General features: G+C 68.0%; 21 protein-coding genes and 2 tRNA genes. 3 read left to right on the top strand and 20 right to left on the bottom strand.

What is annotated here, in order from left to right; all coding sequences use genetic code 11:
- Window positions 1-490: 490 nt before the first annotated feature.
- Window positions 491-706, top strand: coding sequence for a hypothetical protein (locus EV385_RS21850; RefSeq protein WP_130511142.1), 216 nt, complete (start codon window positions 491-493; stop codon window positions 704-706).
- A gap of 369 nt (window positions 707-1075) precedes the next feature.
- Here the strand turns inward: EV385_RS21850 and EV385_RS21845 are convergent, their stop codons facing one another.
- From EV385_RS21845 to EV385_RS21815, 7 genes are all read right to left on the bottom strand, one after another.
- Complete coding sequence (locus tag EV385_RS21845) at window positions 1076-1873, bottom strand: carbon-nitrogen hydrolase family protein (protein ID WP_130511141.1); 798 nt, start codon at window positions 1871-1873, stop codon at window positions 1076-1078.
- A gap of 5 nt (window positions 1874-1878) precedes the next feature.
- On the bottom strand, window positions 1879-2523 hold the full coding sequence (locus EV385_RS21840) for a GNAT family N-acetyltransferase (protein ID WP_242625004.1): 645 nt from the start codon (window positions 2521-2523) through the stop codon (window positions 1879-1881).
- Between the two features lie 8 nt (window positions 2524-2531).
- Window positions 2532-3821: an ATP-dependent Clp protease ATP-binding subunit ClpX gene (gene clpX, locus EV385_RS21835; RefSeq protein ID WP_130511140.1), complete on the bottom strand. Its 1290-nt coding sequence runs from the start codon at window positions 3819-3821 to the stop codon at window positions 2532-2534.
- Window positions 3822-4030: 209 nt separating this feature from the next.
- Window positions 4031-4693: an ATP-dependent Clp protease proteolytic subunit gene (locus EV385_RS21830; RefSeq protein ID WP_130511139.1), complete on the bottom strand. Its 663-nt coding sequence runs from the start codon at window positions 4691-4693 to the stop codon at window positions 4031-4033.
- 11 nt (window positions 4694-4704) lie between these two features.
- Window positions 4705-5337, bottom strand: a complete 633-nt coding sequence (locus EV385_RS21825; protein ID WP_130511138.1) for an ATP-dependent Clp protease proteolytic subunit — start codon at window positions 5335-5337, stop codon at window positions 4705-4707.
- 188 nt (window positions 5338-5525) lie between these two features.
- On the bottom strand, window positions 5526-6875 hold the full coding sequence (tig, locus tag EV385_RS21820; protein WP_130511137.1) for a trigger factor: 1350 nt from the start codon (window positions 6873-6875) through the stop codon (window positions 5526-5528).
- A 36-nt stretch (window positions 6876-6911) separates the two neighbouring features.
- Window positions 6912-6985: transfer RNA gene (locus tag EV385_RS21815), tRNA-Pro, on the bottom strand.
- A 126-nt stretch (window positions 6986-7111) separates the two neighbouring features.
- Between EV385_RS21815 and EV385_RS21810 the strand changes: the two genes are divergently transcribed.
- Window positions 7112-7185 (top strand) — tRNA-Gly (locus tag EV385_RS21810).
- 92 nt (window positions 7186-7277) lie between these two features.
- Here the strand turns inward: EV385_RS21810 and EV385_RS21805 are convergent.
- From EV385_RS21805 to EV385_RS21750, 12 genes are all read right to left on the bottom strand, one after another.
- Window positions 7278-8462 carry a tyrosine-type recombinase/integrase gene (locus EV385_RS21805; protein WP_130511136.1) on the bottom strand — a complete coding sequence of 395 codons (1185 nt, stop codon included), beginning with the start codon at window positions 8460-8462 and terminating at the stop codon, window positions 7278-7280.
- Window positions 8462-8680 carry a helix-turn-helix domain-containing protein gene (locus tag EV385_RS21800; protein ID WP_130511135.1) on the bottom strand — a complete coding sequence of 73 codons (219 nt, stop codon included), beginning with the start codon at window positions 8678-8680 and terminating at the stop codon, window positions 8462-8464. The genes EV385_RS21805 and EV385_RS21800 overlap by 1 nt, the downstream gene beginning before the upstream one ends.
- A complete protein-coding gene (locus EV385_RS21795) occupies window positions 8673-10445 on the bottom strand; it encodes a replication initiator (protein WP_130511134.1) in 1773 nt (590 codons plus the stop codon). Before EV385_RS21795 ends, EV385_RS21800 begins: the two co-directional genes overlap by 8 nt.
- 6 nt (window positions 10446-10451) lie before the next feature.
- The gene (locus tag EV385_RS21790; RefSeq protein ID WP_130511133.1) at window positions 10452-10670 is read right to left on the bottom strand and encodes a hypothetical protein; all 219 of its coding nucleotides are present in this window, start codon (window positions 10668-10670) and stop codon (window positions 10452-10454) included.
- Window positions 10670-11119 (bottom strand): hypothetical protein, encoded by a 450-nt coding sequence (locus EV385_RS21785; protein ID WP_130511132.1) that lies wholly within the window; start codon window positions 11117-11119, stop codon window positions 10670-10672. Before EV385_RS21785 ends, EV385_RS21790 begins: the two co-directional genes overlap by 1 nt.
- Window positions 11116-11709: a DUF2637 domain-containing protein gene (locus tag EV385_RS21780; protein ID WP_242625003.1), complete on the bottom strand. Its 594-nt coding sequence runs from the start codon at window positions 11707-11709 to the stop codon at window positions 11116-11118. Before EV385_RS21780 ends, EV385_RS21785 begins: the two co-directional genes overlap by 4 nt.
- Window positions 11706-11930 carry a hypothetical protein gene (locus EV385_RS21775; protein ID WP_130511131.1) on the bottom strand — a complete coding sequence of 75 codons (225 nt, stop codon included), beginning with the start codon at window positions 11928-11930 and terminating at the stop codon, window positions 11706-11708. The genes EV385_RS21780 and EV385_RS21775 overlap by 4 nt, the downstream gene beginning before the upstream one ends.
- An 86-nt stretch (window positions 11931-12016) precedes the next feature.
- Window positions 12017-12283, bottom strand: coding sequence for a spread protein (locus EV385_RS21770; protein ID WP_130511130.1), 267 nt, complete (start codon window positions 12281-12283; stop codon window positions 12017-12019).
- Window positions 12280-13932: a type IV secretory system conjugative DNA transfer family protein gene (locus tag EV385_RS21765; protein ID WP_130511129.1), complete on the bottom strand. Its 1653-nt coding sequence runs from the start codon at window positions 13930-13932 to the stop codon at window positions 12280-12282. Before EV385_RS21765 ends, EV385_RS21770 begins: the two co-directional genes overlap by 4 nt.
- Window positions 13932-14114: a hypothetical protein gene (locus EV385_RS21760; protein WP_130511128.1), complete on the bottom strand. Its 183-nt coding sequence runs from the start codon at window positions 14112-14114 to the stop codon at window positions 13932-13934. The genes EV385_RS21765 and EV385_RS21760 overlap by 1 nt, the downstream gene beginning before the upstream one ends.
- A gap of 89 nt (window positions 14115-14203) precedes the next feature.
- Window positions 14204-14404: a hypothetical protein gene (locus tag EV385_RS21755; RefSeq protein ID WP_130511127.1), complete on the bottom strand. Its 201-nt coding sequence runs from the start codon at window positions 14402-14404 to the stop codon at window positions 14204-14206.
- Window positions 14404-14808 carry a transcriptional regulator gene (locus tag EV385_RS21750; protein WP_130511126.1) on the bottom strand — a complete coding sequence of 135 codons (405 nt, stop codon included), beginning with the start codon at window positions 14806-14808 and terminating at the stop codon, window positions 14404-14406. Before EV385_RS21750 ends, EV385_RS21755 begins: the two co-directional genes overlap by 1 nt.
- Before the next feature lie 184 nt (window positions 14809-14992).
- On the opposite strand from EV385_RS21750, the gene EV385_RS21745 reads away from it, so the two are divergent.
- Window positions 14993-15853 carry a GntR family transcriptional regulator gene (locus EV385_RS21745; protein WP_130511125.1) on the top strand — a complete coding sequence of 287 codons (861 nt, stop codon included), beginning with the start codon at window positions 14993-14995 and terminating at the stop codon, window positions 15851-15853.
- A gap of 640 nt (window positions 15854-16493) precedes the next feature.
- Here the strand turns inward: EV385_RS21745 and EV385_RS21735 are convergent.
- Window positions 16494-17825 carry a TolB family protein gene (locus EV385_RS21735; RefSeq protein WP_165449553.1) on the bottom strand — a complete coding sequence of 444 codons (1332 nt, stop codon included), beginning with the start codon at window positions 17823-17825 and terminating at the stop codon, window positions 16494-16496.
- Window positions 17826-18694 lie beyond the last annotated feature (869 nt).

Below are 18694 nucleotides of genomic sequence, written 5' to 3'. Positions count from 1 at the left end.
ACAACCACACACCAAAACCAGGGCCTCTGCGTAAGGCCCGATCTCGGGGCAACCGCACTAGGTTACCTGGTCGACCTCGCCAGCGCAAGACCCGGATTTGCACCCGAAGACCCGACTAGCATCGCCCAAGTGTTTCCCCACGCTGACGCTCACCGTCTGGTGAGTTGAAGCGTTTGGGTTGGCCTTGCAGACCGGCCGGAGATCGATACCCGATCCATCCGCCCGGCTCCTGCCGACCCTCGTACTCTACCCGGTCGGCTTCGCTGGTGCAATCCGGTCTCCCCGGACTCCAGCACCTCCCGGCGCCGTTCGCAGGCATATCGCCTGCTGCAGGCTAGCCCTGGAGAAGCCGATCAGCCGGTCGCTTTCGCGCCGTTCCGTCCGGTTCCCCGTGGGCAGAGAGAAAGTTACGCGACCGCGGGGCGCAACGCAAATCGACACTGTCCACATCGGCACCGCCAGCACCACCGTCCGTGCCACAGTGGCAGGCATGCGTCCTCCCTCGTCGCACGCCGCTGAAGCGTTGACAGGCCTACTGCTGCCGTTCTGGCAGCTGGTGATCGGCCTGTTCGTCCTGGCCACGGTCGTCGTGGCCGGGTATCGGCTGGTGCGGCGCGGGCCCTCACGGATGGGCGGCGCGATGGTGCTCGTCGGCTGCGCAGTGGTCTGCGTCGCACTCCTCAGCTATCTGGCCCAGGCTCTGTGATCAGCCGACCTGCGGCCGAGGAGCGCCACCTCGTCCCGGTCGAACGGGCCAACCTCGATACGCCCGCCAGCACCCCGGACCCGGAGCGGGACAATCACCCACGCCCAGGTGCCGGTTTATGCGCCGATCCCATTCGTCGCCTGGCCCGACGACCACCGCGCCAGCCACCGCCGCCGTCACGCTCACCGGGCCGCGCGCCGCGTGCGCTGCGGACCTGATAGCTCACCGCTGCTTGGCAACCGGCCTGGGATGACAAACCGTCGATGCAAGGCCTGGTGGCCAGGACGAACCGGTCGAGGTGGACGCGGACCCCTAGGCCGCACACCCCCGGCGCGGGTGATGGCCTCCGCCCCCGAGTGTGCTGCGGAGTCAAAGACGACGGTTCGCCAGGCTGGGCAGTTCGCTACGAATGGTGCGCAGGCGAGCCAGGTCGAGATCGGCGGTGACAATACCCACGGTGTCCGGTGCCTGGGCCAGCACAGTCCCCCACGGATCGATGATCATGCTGCGGCCGAAACACGTACGGCTCGGCTCGTGATCGCCGATCTGGCCGGCTGCCACCACGTAGCACTGGTTCTCGATCGCGCGGGCCCGCAGCAGCACCTCCCAGTGGTCGCGGCCCGTGTGCATCATGAACGCGGCCGGCACCACCAGCACCTGCGCGTCGCCGTCGACGGCCAACCGGCGGTAGAGCTCGGGGAAGCGTAGGTCGTAACAGATCGAGAGACCGGTACGAATACCGGCGATGTCGGCCACCACGGTCTCGTCACCGGGCGCCACCGAGTTGGACTCGCGATAGGACACCCGCCCCGGAATCTCCACGTCATACAGGTGGATCTTCCGATAGGTCGCCGCCAGCCGGCCCGTGGGGTCGAAGACCATCGTCGTGTTGTAGGTACGCCCGTCGTCCGGGCCGGTCTCGTGGAAGGAACCGGCGTGGACCCACATGCCCAGTTCCCGCGCGGCCGCGGCGAAGAACGACCCGAACTCGCCGTCGGTGGGCTCCGGTTTGGGCGCCCCGTCGGCGGGCCCGAGGTAGTCGACGTACTCGGGGAGAACAGCCAGGTCGGCGCCGGCTGCGGCCGCCTGGTCCAGGAGGTCGCGGGCCACGGTGAGGTTGGCGGGGCGGTTGTCGCGGGCGTTCAGCTGACAGACGGCGACACGCATGGGTGTCAGGGTACCGGCGAGGCCACCGGGGTCAGGAGAACCTCGGCCCCCATGGGGACGTACCCGGCGGCGAGGAACGCCCGGAGGCTGGCCACGTTGCCCGATGCCACCTGGGCCCACGCGGGACGGCCGTCTGGCACCAGGTGTCGCGCGGCGGCGGCGAGTGCTCGGCCCAGTCCGGCGTTGCGCGCGTCCTCGTCCACTTCGACGGCGACCTCCCAGCGGCCGGCCACGCCACGGCCGATGGTGAGGATGCCGCGGCCGCAGCTCCAGGCGTGGACATCGGAACGGTGCAGGCGGGCGCGGACCACACGGGGGTGGGTGCTGTCGGGTACGGGCGTCAGGTCGGTGGGTGGATCACCCTCGACGGGCGCGGCGAGGAGAACCAGATCGGTGCTGCCCGCGGCCAGTCGGAGTCGTTCCTCCAGCGCACCGAGGAACTGCGGGCCGAGAGGGGCCGCCAAGTCCTGACCGTCGGTGAAGGATTCCACGAACGGGCGGTCCACATCAGCGGCGACGACGACGTGCCCCGGGAACGCGGCCACGGCCGCCGTGTGCGGCGCTGGTGCCGGGACAACATCGAGCCAGGGGTCGGCCGGGAGGCGCTCGTCGCGCTCGATCCGGGCGACGACCTCCGCAAGGTCGTGCACGGCGAGCGTCAGGCCGACTTCTCCTCACGCTCGCGACGGCGCCTGCCGACGAACTCGCGCGGAACGATCGTCGGGTTGACGTTCTCCAGCACCACCTCGCGGGTGATGACCACGCGGGCGGCGTCGGGGTTGCTCGGCACCTCGTACATCACGGAGAGCAGGACCTCTTCCATGATCGCGCGCAGGCCGCGGGCACCGGTGCCGCGAAGCATCGCCTGGTCGGCGATGGCCTCGAGGGCGCCCTCGTCGAACTCGAGTTCGACGCCGTCGAGCTCGAAGAGGCGCTGGTACTGCTTGACGTACGCGTTGCGCGGCTCGGTGAGGATCTTGATGAGGGCGGTCCGGTCGAGGTTGCGGACCGTCGTGATGACCGGCAGTCGGCCGATGAACTCCGGGATCAGGCCGAACTTGAGCATGTCCTCGGGCATGACCTTGCTGAAGATGTCGTCCGTGTTCCGCTCGGAGATCGAACGCAGGTGGGCGCCGAAGCCGACCCCGCCCTGACCGATGCGGGACTCGATGATCCGGTCCAGGCCCGCGAACGCGCCACCGACGATGAACAGCACGTTGGTGGTGTCGATCTGGATGAATTCCTGGTGCGGGTGCTTGCGGCCACCCTGGGGCGGGACGTTCGCGACCGTACCCTCAAGGATCTTGAGCAGGGCCTGCTGGACGCCCTCGCCGGAGACGTCGCGGGTGATCGACGGGTTTTCGCTCTTGCGGGCGATCTTGTCGACCTCGTCGATGTAGATGATGCCCTGCTCGGCGCGCTTGACGTCGTAGTCGGCGGCCTGGATGAGCTTGAGCAGAATGTTCTCGACGTCCTCGCCGACGTAGCCGGCTTCGGTCAGCGCGGTGGCGTCCGCGATCGCGAACGGCACGTTGAGCATCCGGGCGAGTGTCTGTGCCAGGTGGGTCTTACCGCAGCCGGTGGGACCGATGAGCATAATGTTGGACTTGGCCACCTCGACGTCGCTGCCCGCGCCGGGCGCTCCGGAGGACTCGGCCTGAATCCGCTTGTAGTGGTTGTAGACCGCGACGGAGAGGGCCTTCTTGGCCTGTTCCTGTCCGACCACGTAGTTATCGAGGAACTGGCAGATCTCCATCGGCTTGGGAAGCTCTTCCCACTTCACCTCGCCGGTTTCGGCCAGTTCCTCCTCGATGATCTCATTGCAGAGATCGATGCATTCATCGCAGATGTAGACGCCCGGACCTGCGATGAGCTTCTTGACCTGCTTCTGCGACTTTCCACAGAACGAGCACTTGAGTAGGTCGCCACCGTCGCCGATCCGTGCCACCTACGTTCTCCCTGCGCTCATCGGCCGGCACAAGCCGGCCCGTGGCCTGAGGACGATTTGCCTCGTTGTTAACTCATCGACTGCCGACCCGCGTTACTGAGGTTGCAGGCTCGACGTTACCCGTTGAGGGGCTGTTCTCCGACCCCCAAAACGGGCGTGTCAGGGGCCAGCCAGTGTAGCGCCTCTCACCGGCCCCCGACCTCCCGCGCTCAGCTGCCGACGCCGGCCGTCTGCAGGCTCTTCTTGCGGCTGACCAGGACCGTGTCGACCAGGCCGTACTCCTTGGTCTCCTCGGCCGTCATGATCTTGTCGCGGTCGATGTCCTTGCGGACCTTCTCGATCGTCTGGCCCGAGTGGTGGGAGATCATCTCTTCCAGCTGGGTACGCATGCGCATGATCTCGCGGGCCTGGATCTCGATGTCGGAGCCCTGACCGTAGCCGCCCTCGGTGGCCGGCTGGTGAATGATGATCCGCGAGTGCGGCAGCGCCATCCGCTTGCCGGGGGTGCCCGCGGCCAGCAGCACCGCCGCGGCGCTGGCGGCCTGGCCGAGGCAGACCGTGATGATGTCCGGCCGGACGTACTGCATCGTGTCGTAGATGGCCGTCATGGCCGTGAACGAGCCGCCCGGGGAGTTGATGTACATCGTGATGTCGCGGTCCGGGTCCGTGCTCTCCAGCGTGAGCAGCTGGGCCATCACGTCGTTGGCCGACGCGTCGTCCACCTGCACGCCGAGGAAGATGATCCGGTCCTCGAACATCTTGTTGTACGGGTTCGACTCCTTGACGCCGTACGAGGTGCGCTCGACGAACGAGGGCAGCACGTAGCGGTTGTGCACCGGAGCGAACCCGGGAGGCATAGTCAGGTCGGTCATTGCTCAGCTCCTCAGTTCAGCGTTCCGGCGCCCTCGGGGACCTGGGTGGCCCCGGTGATCACCTTGTCGATGAAGCCGTAGTCCTGGGCCTCCTGCGCCGTGAACCAGCGGTCCCGGTCGGAGTCGGCCTCGATCGTCGCCTGGTCCTGGCCGGTGTGGAACGCCACCCGCTCCTGGAACATGCGCTTGGTGTACAACATCTGCTCCGCCTGGATGGCGATGTCGGCGGCGGTGCCACCCATCCCGCCAGAAGGCTGGTGCATCATGATGCGGGCGTGCGGCAGCGCGTAACGCTTGCCCTTGGCGCCGGCGCAGAGCAGCAGCTGGCCCATCGACGCGGCCATGCCCATGGCCACGGTGGCGACGTCGTTGTCGATGAACTGCATCGTGTCGTAGATCGCCATGCCCGAGTAGACCGAGCCACCGGGCGAATTGATCCACAGGTTGATGTCGCGCTCGGGATCCTCCGCGGAGAGCAGCAGCAGTTGAGCGCAGATGCGGTTGGCGACCTGGTCGGTCACCTCACTGCCGAGGAAGATGATCCGCTCGCGGAGCAGACGGTTGTAGACCGAGTCGTCGAGGTTGCCACTGATGGAGTCGCCGCCCCGCAGGAGGGGACTCGCCGGGAAGTGCAGATCGCTCATGGCAGCCCTTCGCAGCTAACTGTGCCGGCCCGAACTTCGCGGCCGGCAGGTTGTCCGTCGTACGACCAACCTAACCGGTACCCCGCGCGGGGGCTTCCCGCTCGGGCAGGTGTTCGCTGACAGCGCACGGCCCCGCCCGTACGGAGAGAAGCGGGCCGGCCGTGACGGCCCGGCCCGCTTCCGCACCGTCAGTGGTCGTGACCGGCGTGCTCGTCCTCGCCCTCCGCGCGCAGGTCGTCGAGCGTGAGGGTGGTGCCCTCGCTGTCCTTCATCGTGACCCGCTCCATGACCGACGCGAGGGCCTTTCCGCGACGCACGTCGCCGAAGACGGCCGCCGCGGCGCCCGACTGCACGAGCTGGTCGTAGTACTGCTGCGGCTGCATCTGGGCGCGCTGGGCCCGGTGCACGATCTCGTGACCGAACTCGTCGTCGGAGACCTGCACGTCCTCGGCGTCCGCGATGGTGTCCAGCAGCAGCTGGATCTTGACGCCCTCGGTCGCGGCCTCGGTCAGCTCCTCGTCGATCTGCTCCTCGGTCTTCTCCTCCGAGGCCAGGTAGTCCGCGAGGCTGGCGCCGATCCGCTCGAGCTGGTCGGTCATGGCCTGCTTACGGCCCTCGACCTCCTCCTTGACGATGCCCTCGGGCGCCGGGATGGCGGCGGCCTCGACGAGCTGCTTGAGCGCCTCGTCGCGGGCGGCGTAGATCTGCTCGACCTTCTTGACCTTGGACAGGCGGGTCTGCAGGTCGTTGCGCAGCTCTTCGAGGGTGTCGAACTCGCTGGCCAGCTGGGCGAACTCGTCGTCGATCTCGGGCAGCTGCTTGTCCTTGACCGTACGGACGGTGACGTGCACCTCGGCGTCGCGGCCGGCGTAGTCGCCGCCCACGAGCTGAGTGGTGAACGTCTTCTCCTCCTCGGCCGACATGCCGACCAGCACCTCGTCCAGGCCCGGCAGCAGCTGCTTGCTGCCGACCTCGTGGGAGATGTTGGTCGCGCTGCCGCCCGGCACCTCCTCGCCGTCCACGGTCGCCTTGAGGTCGAGCTGGACGTAGTCGCCCTCGGCGGCGGGCCGCTCCACGGTCTTCAGCGTGGCGAAGCGCTCCCGCAGACCTTTGATCTGCTCGTCGACGTCGGCCTCGGCGACCTCGACCGCCGGGACGGTCACGGTGATGGTCGACAGGTCCGGGACGGTGATCTCCGGGCGGACGTCCACCTCGGCGGTGAACTTCAGCGGGTTGCCGTCGGTGAACTCGGTGATCTCCACCTCGGGCCGGCCCAGCGTCTTGACCTCGTGCTCCCGGACCGCGGCGAGGATCTGCTGCGGGATCGCCTCCTGCACGGCCTCGTTGAGGACGGCTCCACGGCCGACCCGCTGGTCGATGACCGCGGCGGGCACCTTGCCGCGCCGGAAGCCCGGCACCTGCACCTGAGAGCCGATCTCCCGGTACGCCTTCTGCAGGCTCGGCGTGAGCTCCTCGAACGGCACCTCGATGGCGAGCCGCACCCGGGTCGGGCTCAGGGTCTCGACGGTGCTCTTCACAGGCGTACTCCTTGTTGCTTGCGAGGTTGGTGGCAGTCGGGGTGGCGGGATTTGAACCCACGGCCCCTCGCTCCCAAAGCGAGTGCGCTACCAAGCTGCGCCACACCCCGTGGCGCCGTCAGTGTATGCGGTCGCCTCAGGCGCATGTGCCGTGGAGTCACCCGCCCGGCGATCCGGTTCGCGCGGCGGGCGCGCGTTCAGTACCCTGGTGCGCGGTCCCCGGGCAACCGGGGCTCGCGGGCGTAGCTCAATGGTAGAGTCTCAGTCTTCCAAACTGATTACGCGGGTTCGATTCCCGTCGCCCGCTCCACAGCGTAACGGCCCAGGTCAGAGGGTGTATCCCCGGACCCGGGCCGTCGTCGTATTCAAGCCACTTTGATCTTGTGGGCCATTAGCGGGCCATTAGGTCGCTGGCGTGGCCCGGGCCGGGCCATCTGGCTCCCCCTCCTCGTCGGACGCCTGCTTGGCGGTGGGCTTGGTGATTCGCCGGTTCATGCGGTCAGCGATCTCACGGTCCCGCTCGCTGGTGGCGTGCTGGTAGATCAACGCGGCGCGCATCGTCGCGTGGCCCATCCGGGTCATCAGCTCCCGCGTGCTCGCGCCCGACGACGCGGCGAGGGTGTTGCCGGTGTGCCGCAGGTCGTGGAAGTGGAAGCCCTCCGGCAGCCCGACCTCTACGACGGTGGTCCGCCACTTGACCGCCGGTCCGAACGTGCTCCCCCGCAGGTGCGCGCCCTTGGCTCCGGTGAAGATCAGCGAGTCCGGCCCCTGGTTTACGTAGCCGCCCGGCCCCATGTGCCTGCGCAGCGCTTCGACGGCGACCTCGGGCAGCGCGACCACGCGAACACCGGAGGCCGACTTGGGCGGACCGACCTCCACCCGGCCGACGAGGATGGCGAGCTTGCGCGAGACCCGGACGATGCCCGTTTCCAGGTCGACGTCCTTGCGGCGCAGCTCGGCCAGCTCGCCCCAGCGGAGGCTGGAGAACGCACCGACGATGACGAGCGCCGAGAACCGGGCGGGCATGGCGTCGGCCAGGGCGAAGACCTGCGGGATCGTCGCGGTCGGGCGCTCCGGGGTGTGGTACCGGTCATAGCCTTTGATCCGGCACGGGTTCTGCCGAATGATCTCGTCCTCCTTGACCGCTGTGTTGAGGATGGCCCGCAGCAAGGTGTACGCCTTGACCGCCTGCGGCTCGGGGCAGCCACGGTCGAGTAGCGTCTTGCGCCAGGCCCGGATGGTGGCGGGCTTGATCGCGGCCAGGGTGAGTTGGCCCAGGTGCGGCCGGACATGTAGGGCGAACAGGTACTCGTAGCCCTGCCGGGTGCGCGGGGCGAGCTTGCGTTCGGAGATCCAGCGGACGCCGTAGTCGGCCAGCACGATCTCGCCCGCCTCAGGCGGGGCCCACTCCCCCTTGATGATGTCCGACTCGATCAGGGTGAGCCACTTCTGCGCCTGCCGCTCCGTGGCGAACGTGTGCGGCGCGGTCCGCTCAAGGCCATCGGGGCCGATGTAGCGCGCTTGCCAGCGACCGGAGGCACGCTGACGCACGTTGCCGAAACGTCGACGGCCAGGCTGGTTTGCCATCAGGCAGCCCCCCACAGCTCGGCTCGGAGCTGGGCGCGGGTCATCGGCACGACGCGGTTGGCCTCGATGTACGCCTCCACGGCGGTGGGCTCGAAGCGCACCTGGCGGCCGACCTTCACGTAGGCGATGCGCCGTTCCGCGACAAGGCGGCGAACGAACCGGGGGGTCGTGCGGAGACGGATGGCCACCTCCTCATTGGTCAACAGGTCGTCACTCACGGTTCATCTCCTCACGGTGGGTTGGGACGGGCGCGATTGCCGAGACATCGGCGGGGACGAGCTGGGCGGCGCGATCCTGGACGGCGAGGATCGCGGCCTTCCACTGGGCTCGCTGGGACAGGGCTCGCAGGAGCCGGTGCCCAAGCGGGGCGAGGTCGGCGTCGTTCGGTTTGGCCATCTCCCACGCGAACGATGCTGGCTCACCAGGTTCGGCGGGGTCGGCGTGCTCGGCGTCGACGGAGACGCCCAGCAGATTGCGGACCCAGGCGCGGGTGTCGGCCTTGTGGTCGGCCAGGGTCTTGCCGGACCAGTCACGCGACACGAGGATCCGCCGCCCGCCGATGCCGAGGGTGGCCCGCTGGTGGGTCTTGCCCTTGCACCGTCCGGGCTGCATCCGACCGTCGGCCTTCTTGGGCTGCACGCCGTACAGCAGCCAGTTCGCGCACCGGTCCGAGCATGGGGTGACGCGCAACGTGTGCCAGAGCCGGTCGAGGTGCTGGCGCTGCCGATCGGTGTCGGTCTTGTGGCAGTCGGCGGCGCTCTTGGTGATGTACTTCGTGATGTAGCCGATCGTCCGGGCTGCGTGTTCGGTGCCCGGGGTGACGCCCTCCGCGAGGACCTGGGCGCCGAATCGGGCGACGTGTACCGGCTCTGCGTCGGGGTCGGTGTCGACCTGGTCGAGGGCGTCGGCCCACGAGGTGAGCGGCTGACGACTATCGGGGTCGCACCACGCGCCCTGGTCGGCGTCCCACACCGGGGGCCGGTCCGGGGTGTAGATCATGCGTTCGACTGATGGCCACCACACCTGGTGGTAGGTGGCGGCGGCGACCTGGCGCAGGATCTCGCGCGGGATGGTGCCCCGGATGGCGAAGTGGGCATGCGGGGCGAGTCGGCGCTGGGGCTCGACGCATCCCGCGTACTGGACGTTCCAGCCGACGCAGCGGCGCAGGTTCTGAAAGAACCGGTCGAGCAGGCGGGGGAAGTGCACGGCGTCCCAGGCGGCGCTGCGGTAGTCGTAGGTGGCCGGGTTGACCGGGGTGCCGTCGGAGTGGACCTTGCCGTAGCTGTCGAGGGTGACGGTCAGCCACATCGAGGGCTGGTGTTCGGTGCCGTCCGGGGCGACGTAGACGCGACCGATGGTGCGCTGTTCGACCTTCTGTCGGGGCAGGTCGGGGGCGTCCTGACGGCGACGGGTGGAGCGCTGACGGCGCTTGCCGTTGTCGGCCTGATCGTCGCCGGGCTTCGGATGCGATGGAGCAACACGACCGCGCATCCCTTCTGCCGCAATGGATTCCTCGACTTCGGCGATGGCCTCGTCCAGCTCGGCGACCTGCTCCCAGCGCCGCTCTCCATCCTTCTTGCTGGCCAGTGCTTCCCGGATAGCTTCGTCGCGGGCGAACTCGAAGTCGGCGCGGAGCATGATCAGTCCGCGCTGCTCGTAGGTGGCAGGGGCCGGGCCGGGGAGCGGCTCGGCGGTCCGGTGCCAGCCCTCGCGGATCTGGGTCTGCCGCAGTCGACGGGCACGCTTCGCGCAGGGTGCGCACTTGTCCTCGCGGGTGGAGCCGCATGGTATGTCGATCAGCTCTGTCTGTCCGGTGTGCAGGTCGGTACGACGCAGCGAGACGGGGCGCAGGCAGACGCCGTACTCGGCGCACATCTCCTTGAGCACCGCAGCCGACATCGGCAGGCCGAGCCGGGCGGCCCGCGAGCCGGGACGAGGTTCCTCCCGGGGGGCCGGGGCGGTGGGCAGGGTGGGTGCGGTCACGGGTGGTCACCTCCATTCGGTAGGCGGGAACAGCGCGAGCTGACCGGCCTGCGGTTGATCGATCGGGGTGATGACGGGCTGCGCGACGTGGGCAGCCCAGCGGCGCACTGCCGGGCGGTGCTTCGCGCAAGCGGTGGCCGAGCGGGAGCTGTCGGCCGTGCAGGCGGTGATCTCGACGGTGGCCAGGTCGCCGCAGCGGGAGCAGTAGATGGGCAGCTTGGCCATCAGTGGGTCCGGCAGCCAGGGCAGTGCAGGCCGGTGCAGCGGGCCTTGCGGGCAAGGGCGAAGAGGACCAGGGCGACGAGCACAAGCGCGCCGACGACGGTGGGCCAGTGGGCGGCGGTCTGGTGCACGACGGTCCGAGCGAGGGCTGCAAGCCCGTACCCGACGGCGGCGACAGCGGTTACCGAGGCCGAGCCGATGACAGTCGGTTTGATCCAGCGATGCCGAGTCGAGGCCGAGACGGCGACCGCAGGACGGAGCCGGGCGGTGACGATCACGGTCACCGACGGGTCGCGGGCGTCGAACTGGCGCGGTGTGGTCGCGGAGACGAGGCGGCCGGTGTGGGCGAGCAGCGCGACGGCGGCAGCGACCTCGGTGGGAGTGCCGACGACACGACGGCGGATCAGGTCGGGGCGGCCGGGCACGGCAGCGGCGCGGGTAATCGCGGTCATCTGGCACCTCCGGAGGTGACTGCGCGGCCGTTCAGGTGCGGAGCCTCGGTCGCGGTGAGCGGGGGTAGGAAGCCAGCCGGGACCGTGGGACCGCCGATGGGCGGGACCGGTGCGGCCTTCGGCTCGGTGGGTGCGGCGGATTCTGCGGGCCTGGGCTCGGTGGCGGCGACGGCGGTTGGCGAAGTGGGCTCGGACTCGGCCGGCGGGGCAGTGGACAGGACCAGCTTCGCCAGCCCGAGGAACGCGAGGGCTGGCACGGCCGACAGCAGCCAGCCGGATGGACCAGGGACGGCCACGGCGACCTGCGCCGACAGTGAGAGCGCGACAGCGGCCAGGAGCAGGAACACGGGGTAGACGACGGACGCGCGTTCGCGGCGGCGACGACGGATGACCAGGGCGCAGGCGATGGGGACCAGTTCGGAGATGACGGCATTGGCCCAGCCGAACCAGTCCCCGGTGCCCGCTGGGGAGTGCCGCATCGTCCAGTCGTGCACGTGGGTGAAGGAGGCCGCCCCGGCGAACCCGGCGACGACAAGCAGGATGGCGACGAGGACCAGGCCCTCCACACGGGTTGCGGTCAGGCCGTTCATGCGGCGGCCCACCCGGCAAGCTCGGCGTCCTCGGCGGCCAGCTCGACGTGACGCAGCAGCGCGAGGCCGAGGATCGGGTCGTCGTCGGTGGTCGGGTTGGCTTCGGAGTTGCAGTAGGGGCATGGGCTGTCGGGGTCGGAGTGGGCCATGTCGAGGCAGACGGCGCGGATGGGGCGGCGCGCGAGGCGGGTGAGGCGGGCCGGGTTCGGGTTTGCGAACATGGGTGTCTCTCCTGGTCTGAGGAAGGGCCGTGGGGAGCCGGAGCGCGGCCAGGGGGTCCAATCCAGGACCGCGCTCCGGACTTGGTTCAGCGACGGGTCGGGTTGATCGGCACCCGGATCCAGTCGGGCGGGTTGCCGGTCGAGGCGACCGCTTCGGAGAGGCAGCGCCACAGCGCCCACGCCTCCTTCTCCGTGAGGTACATCCGCCGTTTCCCGGCGCCGACGGCGACGTACAGGTCTTGACCGTCGGTGACGCGGACGGTGACCGGGCTCGTGGTCTTCTCGACGTGCGGGGCGCGGAGTCGGTAGAAGCGGCGCTCCTGGTCGACCGCGGCCAGGGCCTCGGGGCTCATGCGGAGTCACCTCCGGTGGTGGGCGGGTTCTGGTCGAGGGCGGACAGCAGGTTGGAGGGCAACAGCGGCCCGGCCTGCTTGCCGTTGGGCCGGTAGAGGTGCTGACGGCGACCGGCGTCAACCTGCTTCGGCGCGGGCACGATCCGCACGGGTTCCGGGGCGGTGATGGCCGGGGTGACGGCGGGGAACAGGTCGGCCATCTCGCGGATCAAGTCGTCATCGATGTAGGAGAAGCGGACCCGGGCGGGTTCCGGTTCGCCGTCGATCAGGACGTATCCGACGCCCTTGCCCTCGGCGGTGTCGGGGATCTGGTCGCATAGGGCGCCACGGTTTCGGGCGCCCTCACCGAGGACCAGGTCGACGTGGTTGGACTCAAGCAGGCCCAGACCGATTCGGGTCGGGAACAGGTCCCGCAGTGAGACGACCTCCTTGCGGGGGTCCTGGCTGGCGCCGACGACCAGGACGCCGAGTCCGGCACCTTGGGAGAGCAGCACCGCGAGGGACTGTGTGATCCGGTTCTTGAGTTCGTTGTCTTGCAGGTAGGCGAGCAGGCAGGCCAGCTCATCGATGATCAGTACGGTCAGCGGGTCGCCGATGCGCGGGCTGTGGACGCGGACCTTGCCCCGCAGCCGGGCTTGACGCTCCCGCATCCGGGCGATCAGGTCGTCCAGCATGTCCGCCATCTGGGCGAAGTCGGAGTCCTCGTAGCGGGAGAACATCGGCCGTCCCATGAACAGCTCCATGCCGCCCTTGGGGTCGATGACCCACAGCTCGACCAGCCCGGCCTTGACTCCGGCGGCCAGGGACCGCACGAGGGACCAGATGAACGAGCCCTTGCCCCGGCGGGTCGCGCCGACCACGAGTACGTGCGTGGCCAGCAGTCGCAGCGCGTAGGGCATCAGGTTCTCGCGGACGCCGAGGACCAGGGCGGTGAAGTCGGGTACGGACGGGACAGGGAACGGCTGGACGAGCTGGGTCAGGGCGTCGCGGCGGATGAAAACGAGGGTGATGTGCCGTGGCCGGTCGCGGTAGGTGAACCGGTCCACGGCCCGCCGGAGGCGAGAGCATCGACCGGTGCGGGCCGGGGCGACCGCCCGACGGGTCGAGTAGACGCGGCAGTGCCGGTGCTCGAACGAGTACGCCAGGTCGGAATTGGCCTTGTACCAGTCGTCGGGGTTCTGCCCGCGTGGCATCTTGAGCACAACCTCGTCGGTGGCGTTGGTGCACTTCACCGACAGCAGCCGGGGCAGCAGCTCGCCGCCGTCGTACCTGCGGACCAAGCCGCATGCGGTCATCGTCTCGTGCCAGTGGCGCCGGTAGATCCATTGACGACGCCAGATCGCCAGTGCGGGAAGTAGAACCCACCGGTCGAAGAACTCCCTGGCCTTCCAGCACCACAGGCCGAGCACTCCCCCGGCCAGCGCGGCGGCGACCAGAAGCGGCCACCAGCCATGGTCGAGGTAGACCCGTAGGGCGACCAGCGCGAGAACGACGGCAGGCATGGCCCGCCAGTGCTTGGCAGCGAACCAGGCCAGGCGGGCCGCCACCACGAGCAGCTTGACGACCAGCCAGAACAGGACGACGGCCCAGATCATCCACCACGGGGTGGCGACCTGCATCTTCCGGAAGTTGACTAGCGGGGCACGCATCACGCCACCGCCTGGTAGTCCTCGCGCCGCCGCCGGTTCGCGGTCCAGGCTTCGACGCAGGTCTTGTGGACCGGGGTGCCCTTCGGGCTGCGGCAGATCGCGGGCTTCCCGCAGATCGCGCAGGGGGCAGGGTCACCGGCGCGGCCGGTCCTGCTCAAATCGAGGTGAGGGGTACCGGGCATGATGGATCACGCCTTCCGCAATGGGTTTGGAGGGCAGCGGGGCGGTCCGGCTTCCGACGGCTACTCAGACCGCCCCGCGCCACGAACGATCAGGCCGCCACCACAGCGGCGTTGGCCTGCAACACATCCCGCGCCTCAGCCAGCGCGGCCATCAGCCGGTCGATGTCCGGCGCCTCCACGTGCAAGGTGAAGTCCGTGCCGATGCGGATTACCGCAATGTCCGGGTGTCCCTGTACCGGGCGGACCACCAGCGGTCCGGAACCGATCGAGACCAACGCGACCGACAGCATCAGGACACCGCCTTACCCGCGCGGACCTCGGCCAGGGTCTTCGGCGCCACGATCCCGGTCGCCCGGTACGAGTACGCCAGGCGGCCCGACTTCTGATCCACGTACGCGGTGACCGTCAGACCCTCGAACTCCACCGGCTGGAACGCGCCTACCGGAGGCGCCGGCTGCACATCAGACAGCAGCTTGACCATCACCTCGCGCGACCGGGCGCCCAGCTCCTCGTCCGCGTCCATCACCCGGCACTGGTAAACCCGCGTCCCCGTCACCTTGTCCCGCGCCGGAGTCCGCATCTTCGTCTTCTCGTCGTAGTCCATGCCCTCAGCGATCGAGCCCGGCACGAACACGCACCCCTGAGGGAACGCCTCCTGCATCGACACCGTGAACCGGTGACCACTCTTGATCATTTGCCTTCCTCCTGCCCGTTCGGCTGTGACGCGGTCCACACTAACAGTTGTTAGGCTTATAGTACAACTGTTATGGCACAGGCGGTGGCTGAGCAGGTACAACGCGGACTTCCCGGCGATCAACTGTTAGGTCTTGGTAGGCTCGCCAGGTCGGCCACCGGCCCAGCAGCAGTGAGGACACTCGATGACATCGCCTCGGCAACCTCTGAACCGATCCGAGGCCCTGCATCAGCAGGTCGCCCGGAACATCCGCAATGAGATCGAGGCGGGCATCCTCAAGGACGGCCAGGCGCTGCCGTCAACACGCGAGCTGGCCGGGCAGTGGGATGTCAGCGTATTTACCATTTCCGAAGCAATGAAGGTGCTGATGGAAGAGGGACTGGTCATCAGTCAGTCGCGCTCGCGGCGCACTGTCCGCGCTCCCACCCAGCCCATTCAGCGCGCTGAGTTTCGCAGCTCCCAACCACACGTCATCATGGTCGGCGGATTCGCAGGCAGCGGGAAAACCGAGCTTGGCCGAATCCTGGCACGGCAGACCGGATGGCCCATCCTTGACAAGGACACGTTGACTCGTCCCGTCGTCGAAGCCGCATTGGAATTGCTCGGCCTATCTCCCAACGATCGAGAGTCAGACACCTACGTCAATACGGTGCGGCCAGGCGAGTACGAAGCATTGATTGCGGCCACACATGAAAACCTAGAGTGTGGCAACAGCGCGATCGTCACCGCGCCCTTTATCCGGGAGTTCGGAGACGCCGCCTGGATAAGCCGGACCATCGCACAGTTTTCTGCCTCGCACGCCTCAACAACGCTCGTTTGGATGTACTGCGACGAACCAACCATGCGGTCTTACATTAGGAAACGCGGCGCTGCGCGCGATGCTGCCAAGCTGGCTGACTGGTCCGGCTACATCAGTAGCGTCGGTCTGGACTTTCGGCCCGTTGCGCCGTTTCACCTGGTCGACAACAGTGCATCAAGCGCGCCGTTGCAGGAGCAGGCGCAGGACCTACTCAAGAGCGTGCTCGCAACCGAGGCGGACGGATAATGCGGGGTGTGATCCTGTACGGTCCTCCGGCCTCGGGCAAGGACACCGTCACGAAGGCGCTGCACAAAATAGATCCATCCTACCAACTGTTCCCACGGATCAAGATCGGCAGCGGCCGAACTACCGGATACCGAATGGTTAGCGGCGAGGTGGCCGACGCCCTCCGCGCACGCGGTGACATAGTTTGGGAAAACGCTCGATACAGCTCCCGCTACCTAATCGATCGACCACATTTGCTCGCGCACCTTGGGCAGTTCTACACGGTGGTTCATCTCGGTCAGGTACCCGCAGTCGCCGAGGTAGTCCGAGCGACTCCGGACGCCACTTGGCATGTTGTCTTTCTCTGGTGTCCGCGTGATGTCGCCGCGACGCGCATTCGTGCACGGGCCACCGGGGACGACTCCGCCCGGCTCGCCGCATGGGACGCAACCGAGCCTCTGCCGGACGCCGACCTTTTCTTAGACACGTCGTTAGTCAGCGCCGAAGACGCAGCGCGGCAAATCATGTCATTCCCCCGCAACGCCCGATGAGCGATGTCGACCCGTTGCGGCGGCCATGTTCGGTCTCAACTGAGGACCGCTTCTATGTCGGATGCGGCTGTTTCAGGACGTGGAGGACGCGCGAGTCCGCGGTATCAGTGTTAGCCCCTGCGGCCGACCGAGATTAGGCGCGTGGTGCGACGAATCAGATCACGCACGAACACGTCCCCGGCGCCGTTCGTGTCGCCCGGCACCAGGTTGGATGCTTCGGAGTAGAACGCGACGTAGCGGCCGTCGTCACTGATCTTCGCGTCATAGGTCTGAGCGTTGGCTTGCCTACCGCTGTTGCTGAGGTTGATGCGGGAGATGGTGTTGCGGGTCAGATCTCGCACGAACAGGTCGGATTCACCGTTGGTGTCGCCCGGAACCATGTTCGATGCATACGAGAGAAATACGACGTAGCGGCCGTTACCGGCGACGACTGGCCATTCGCTGTCGGCGTTGCCCTGCAGACCGGCCCGGCTGAGACTAACCCGTCGTGTGGTCTTGCGGACCAGGTCGCGAAGGAACACGTCGGTGTTCCCGTTGGTGTCACCGGGCACCAGGTTCGAGGCATCCGACGAGAACACGACGTAGCGGCCGTTGTCGTTGATTACCGGCAGGACGCTGAGGTCGTTGCCTTGCGTGCCGGTGGAACTGAGGCTGACAAGCTTGATCGTGCCCCGGGTGACGTCGCGTACGTACACGTCCGCTCGGCCGTTGGTGTCGTCCGGCACCAGGCCCGCGCGCGACACGAACGTGATGAAGCGGCCGTTGTCGCTCACCGCGGGATCCCTCCCCAGGATATTGCCGAGGTCCTCCTGACCAGCAGCGGCCGCATGGACGCGCCTGGTCACCCTGCGGACCATGTCGCGCACGTAGCCGTCGTACTGACCGTTACGGTCCTCCGGAACCAACGCCGCCGGGGTGTCGAACGCGACGTATCTGCCGTTACCGCTAATCGAGAGGTTCAGGATCCCGCCGCTGCTCTGCTGCCCCGTGCTGCTGACACTGACCCGTTGGGTTCTGCCCCGCGTCAGGTCCCGGACAAACACGTCCACCTCGTTGTTGGTGTCGCCAGGGACCAGGTCGGAGGCCGCCGATGTGAACGCCACGTAGCGGCCGTCGTCGCTGATCGAGGAGTCGTCGATGAGGCCCTGACTCTGGTGCCCAGCCGAGGTGATATTGATCCGCCGGATCGTCCCCCGCACGAGGTCGCGGATGAATACATCACTGGACGCGTTCGTATCACCCGCGACGAGGTTCGACGCGTTCGAAATGAACGCCACGAAGCGTCCCCGGCCTGCGATCGACGGTCGCCAGCTGGTGCCGTTGGTTGGAGATCCCACGGCGGCTTGTCCAGCATTGATGTTGCGCCAGTCCGCCTTTGCCGGAGATGCCCGCATGTCGAGCCCAGTGGTTAGGAGGACGGCGATGACAGCCGGGACTGCCATCCATGCCTGCCCGTGCCGGTGGACCGCCTGGCCGTACGCAGATCCCGTCATCCGCCTGCCCCCGTTAGCTATTGCTCCACTGCTGATTGATTCAACGGGACTGCCCGCGGGTGACTCGCTAACTACCGGTAGGTTCACTCAGTCGAATGCCAGGTTCCTTGGGCGCGATCCGCTTTGACGGTCCCGTCGAAGCGTGTGATCCGTCAATGTGACCCGTCGATGTGATCCGCCAAACGTTGCCGAATTTGCCTGTACTCAGATCAAGGCCGCGCTCCGCGCGGCGCGGCGCGGTCGCGGTAAGCCGCCCCGCTGGGGCGGCGGCCCCGCTGCCTCCGGCGCGGGGCCGAAAACCAAACGACCGGAGAGCCACGCCCGCGCCGCACGGATCAGCAGATCATTCAGCAAAGCGAGGTTCGCACGGCCCCGCCCTGCCCGGAAGGACCTGACCCGGCGACGACAGTCCGCTCAAGCAGGCTGCCCGCCGTCCGGCCTGCGTTCCCCAGATCGCCAGGCACTCATGCCTCCGGCGGGGATCTTCGACAGAGATGGGGGGGCCGCCCATCTCCACCGTGAATCCGGGCGAAGCCGAACAGACCTGCTGCCCGCCGTCAACACGGTGGGGCGTGTGTTGACGGCGGACAGCAGGCCCGTTCCACGATGTGCGGACTCACGGCGGAGATGGGCTTGAGAGACCAGGGCGCGAGGGGTCCACGCGGGCCATTGGCGGGCCAGTAATCACATGCGCGAGGGGGCACGAGCGGGCTCGGACGGCGCTGGGGTCCACGTGCCTGAGCAGGCGATTCGGACACACCGAGACGCGCAGGGTGATCTTCCAAACTGATTACGCGGGTTCGATTCCCGTCGCCCGC

This window comes from Krasilnikovia cinnamomea (assembly GCF_004217545.1).
In the GTDB taxonomy this organism is placed as follows: domain Bacteria; phylum Actinomycetota; class Actinomycetes; order Mycobacteriales; family Micromonosporaceae; genus Actinoplanes; species Actinoplanes cinnamomeus.
This window is presented reverse-complemented; position numbering and strand designations above follow the sequence as displayed.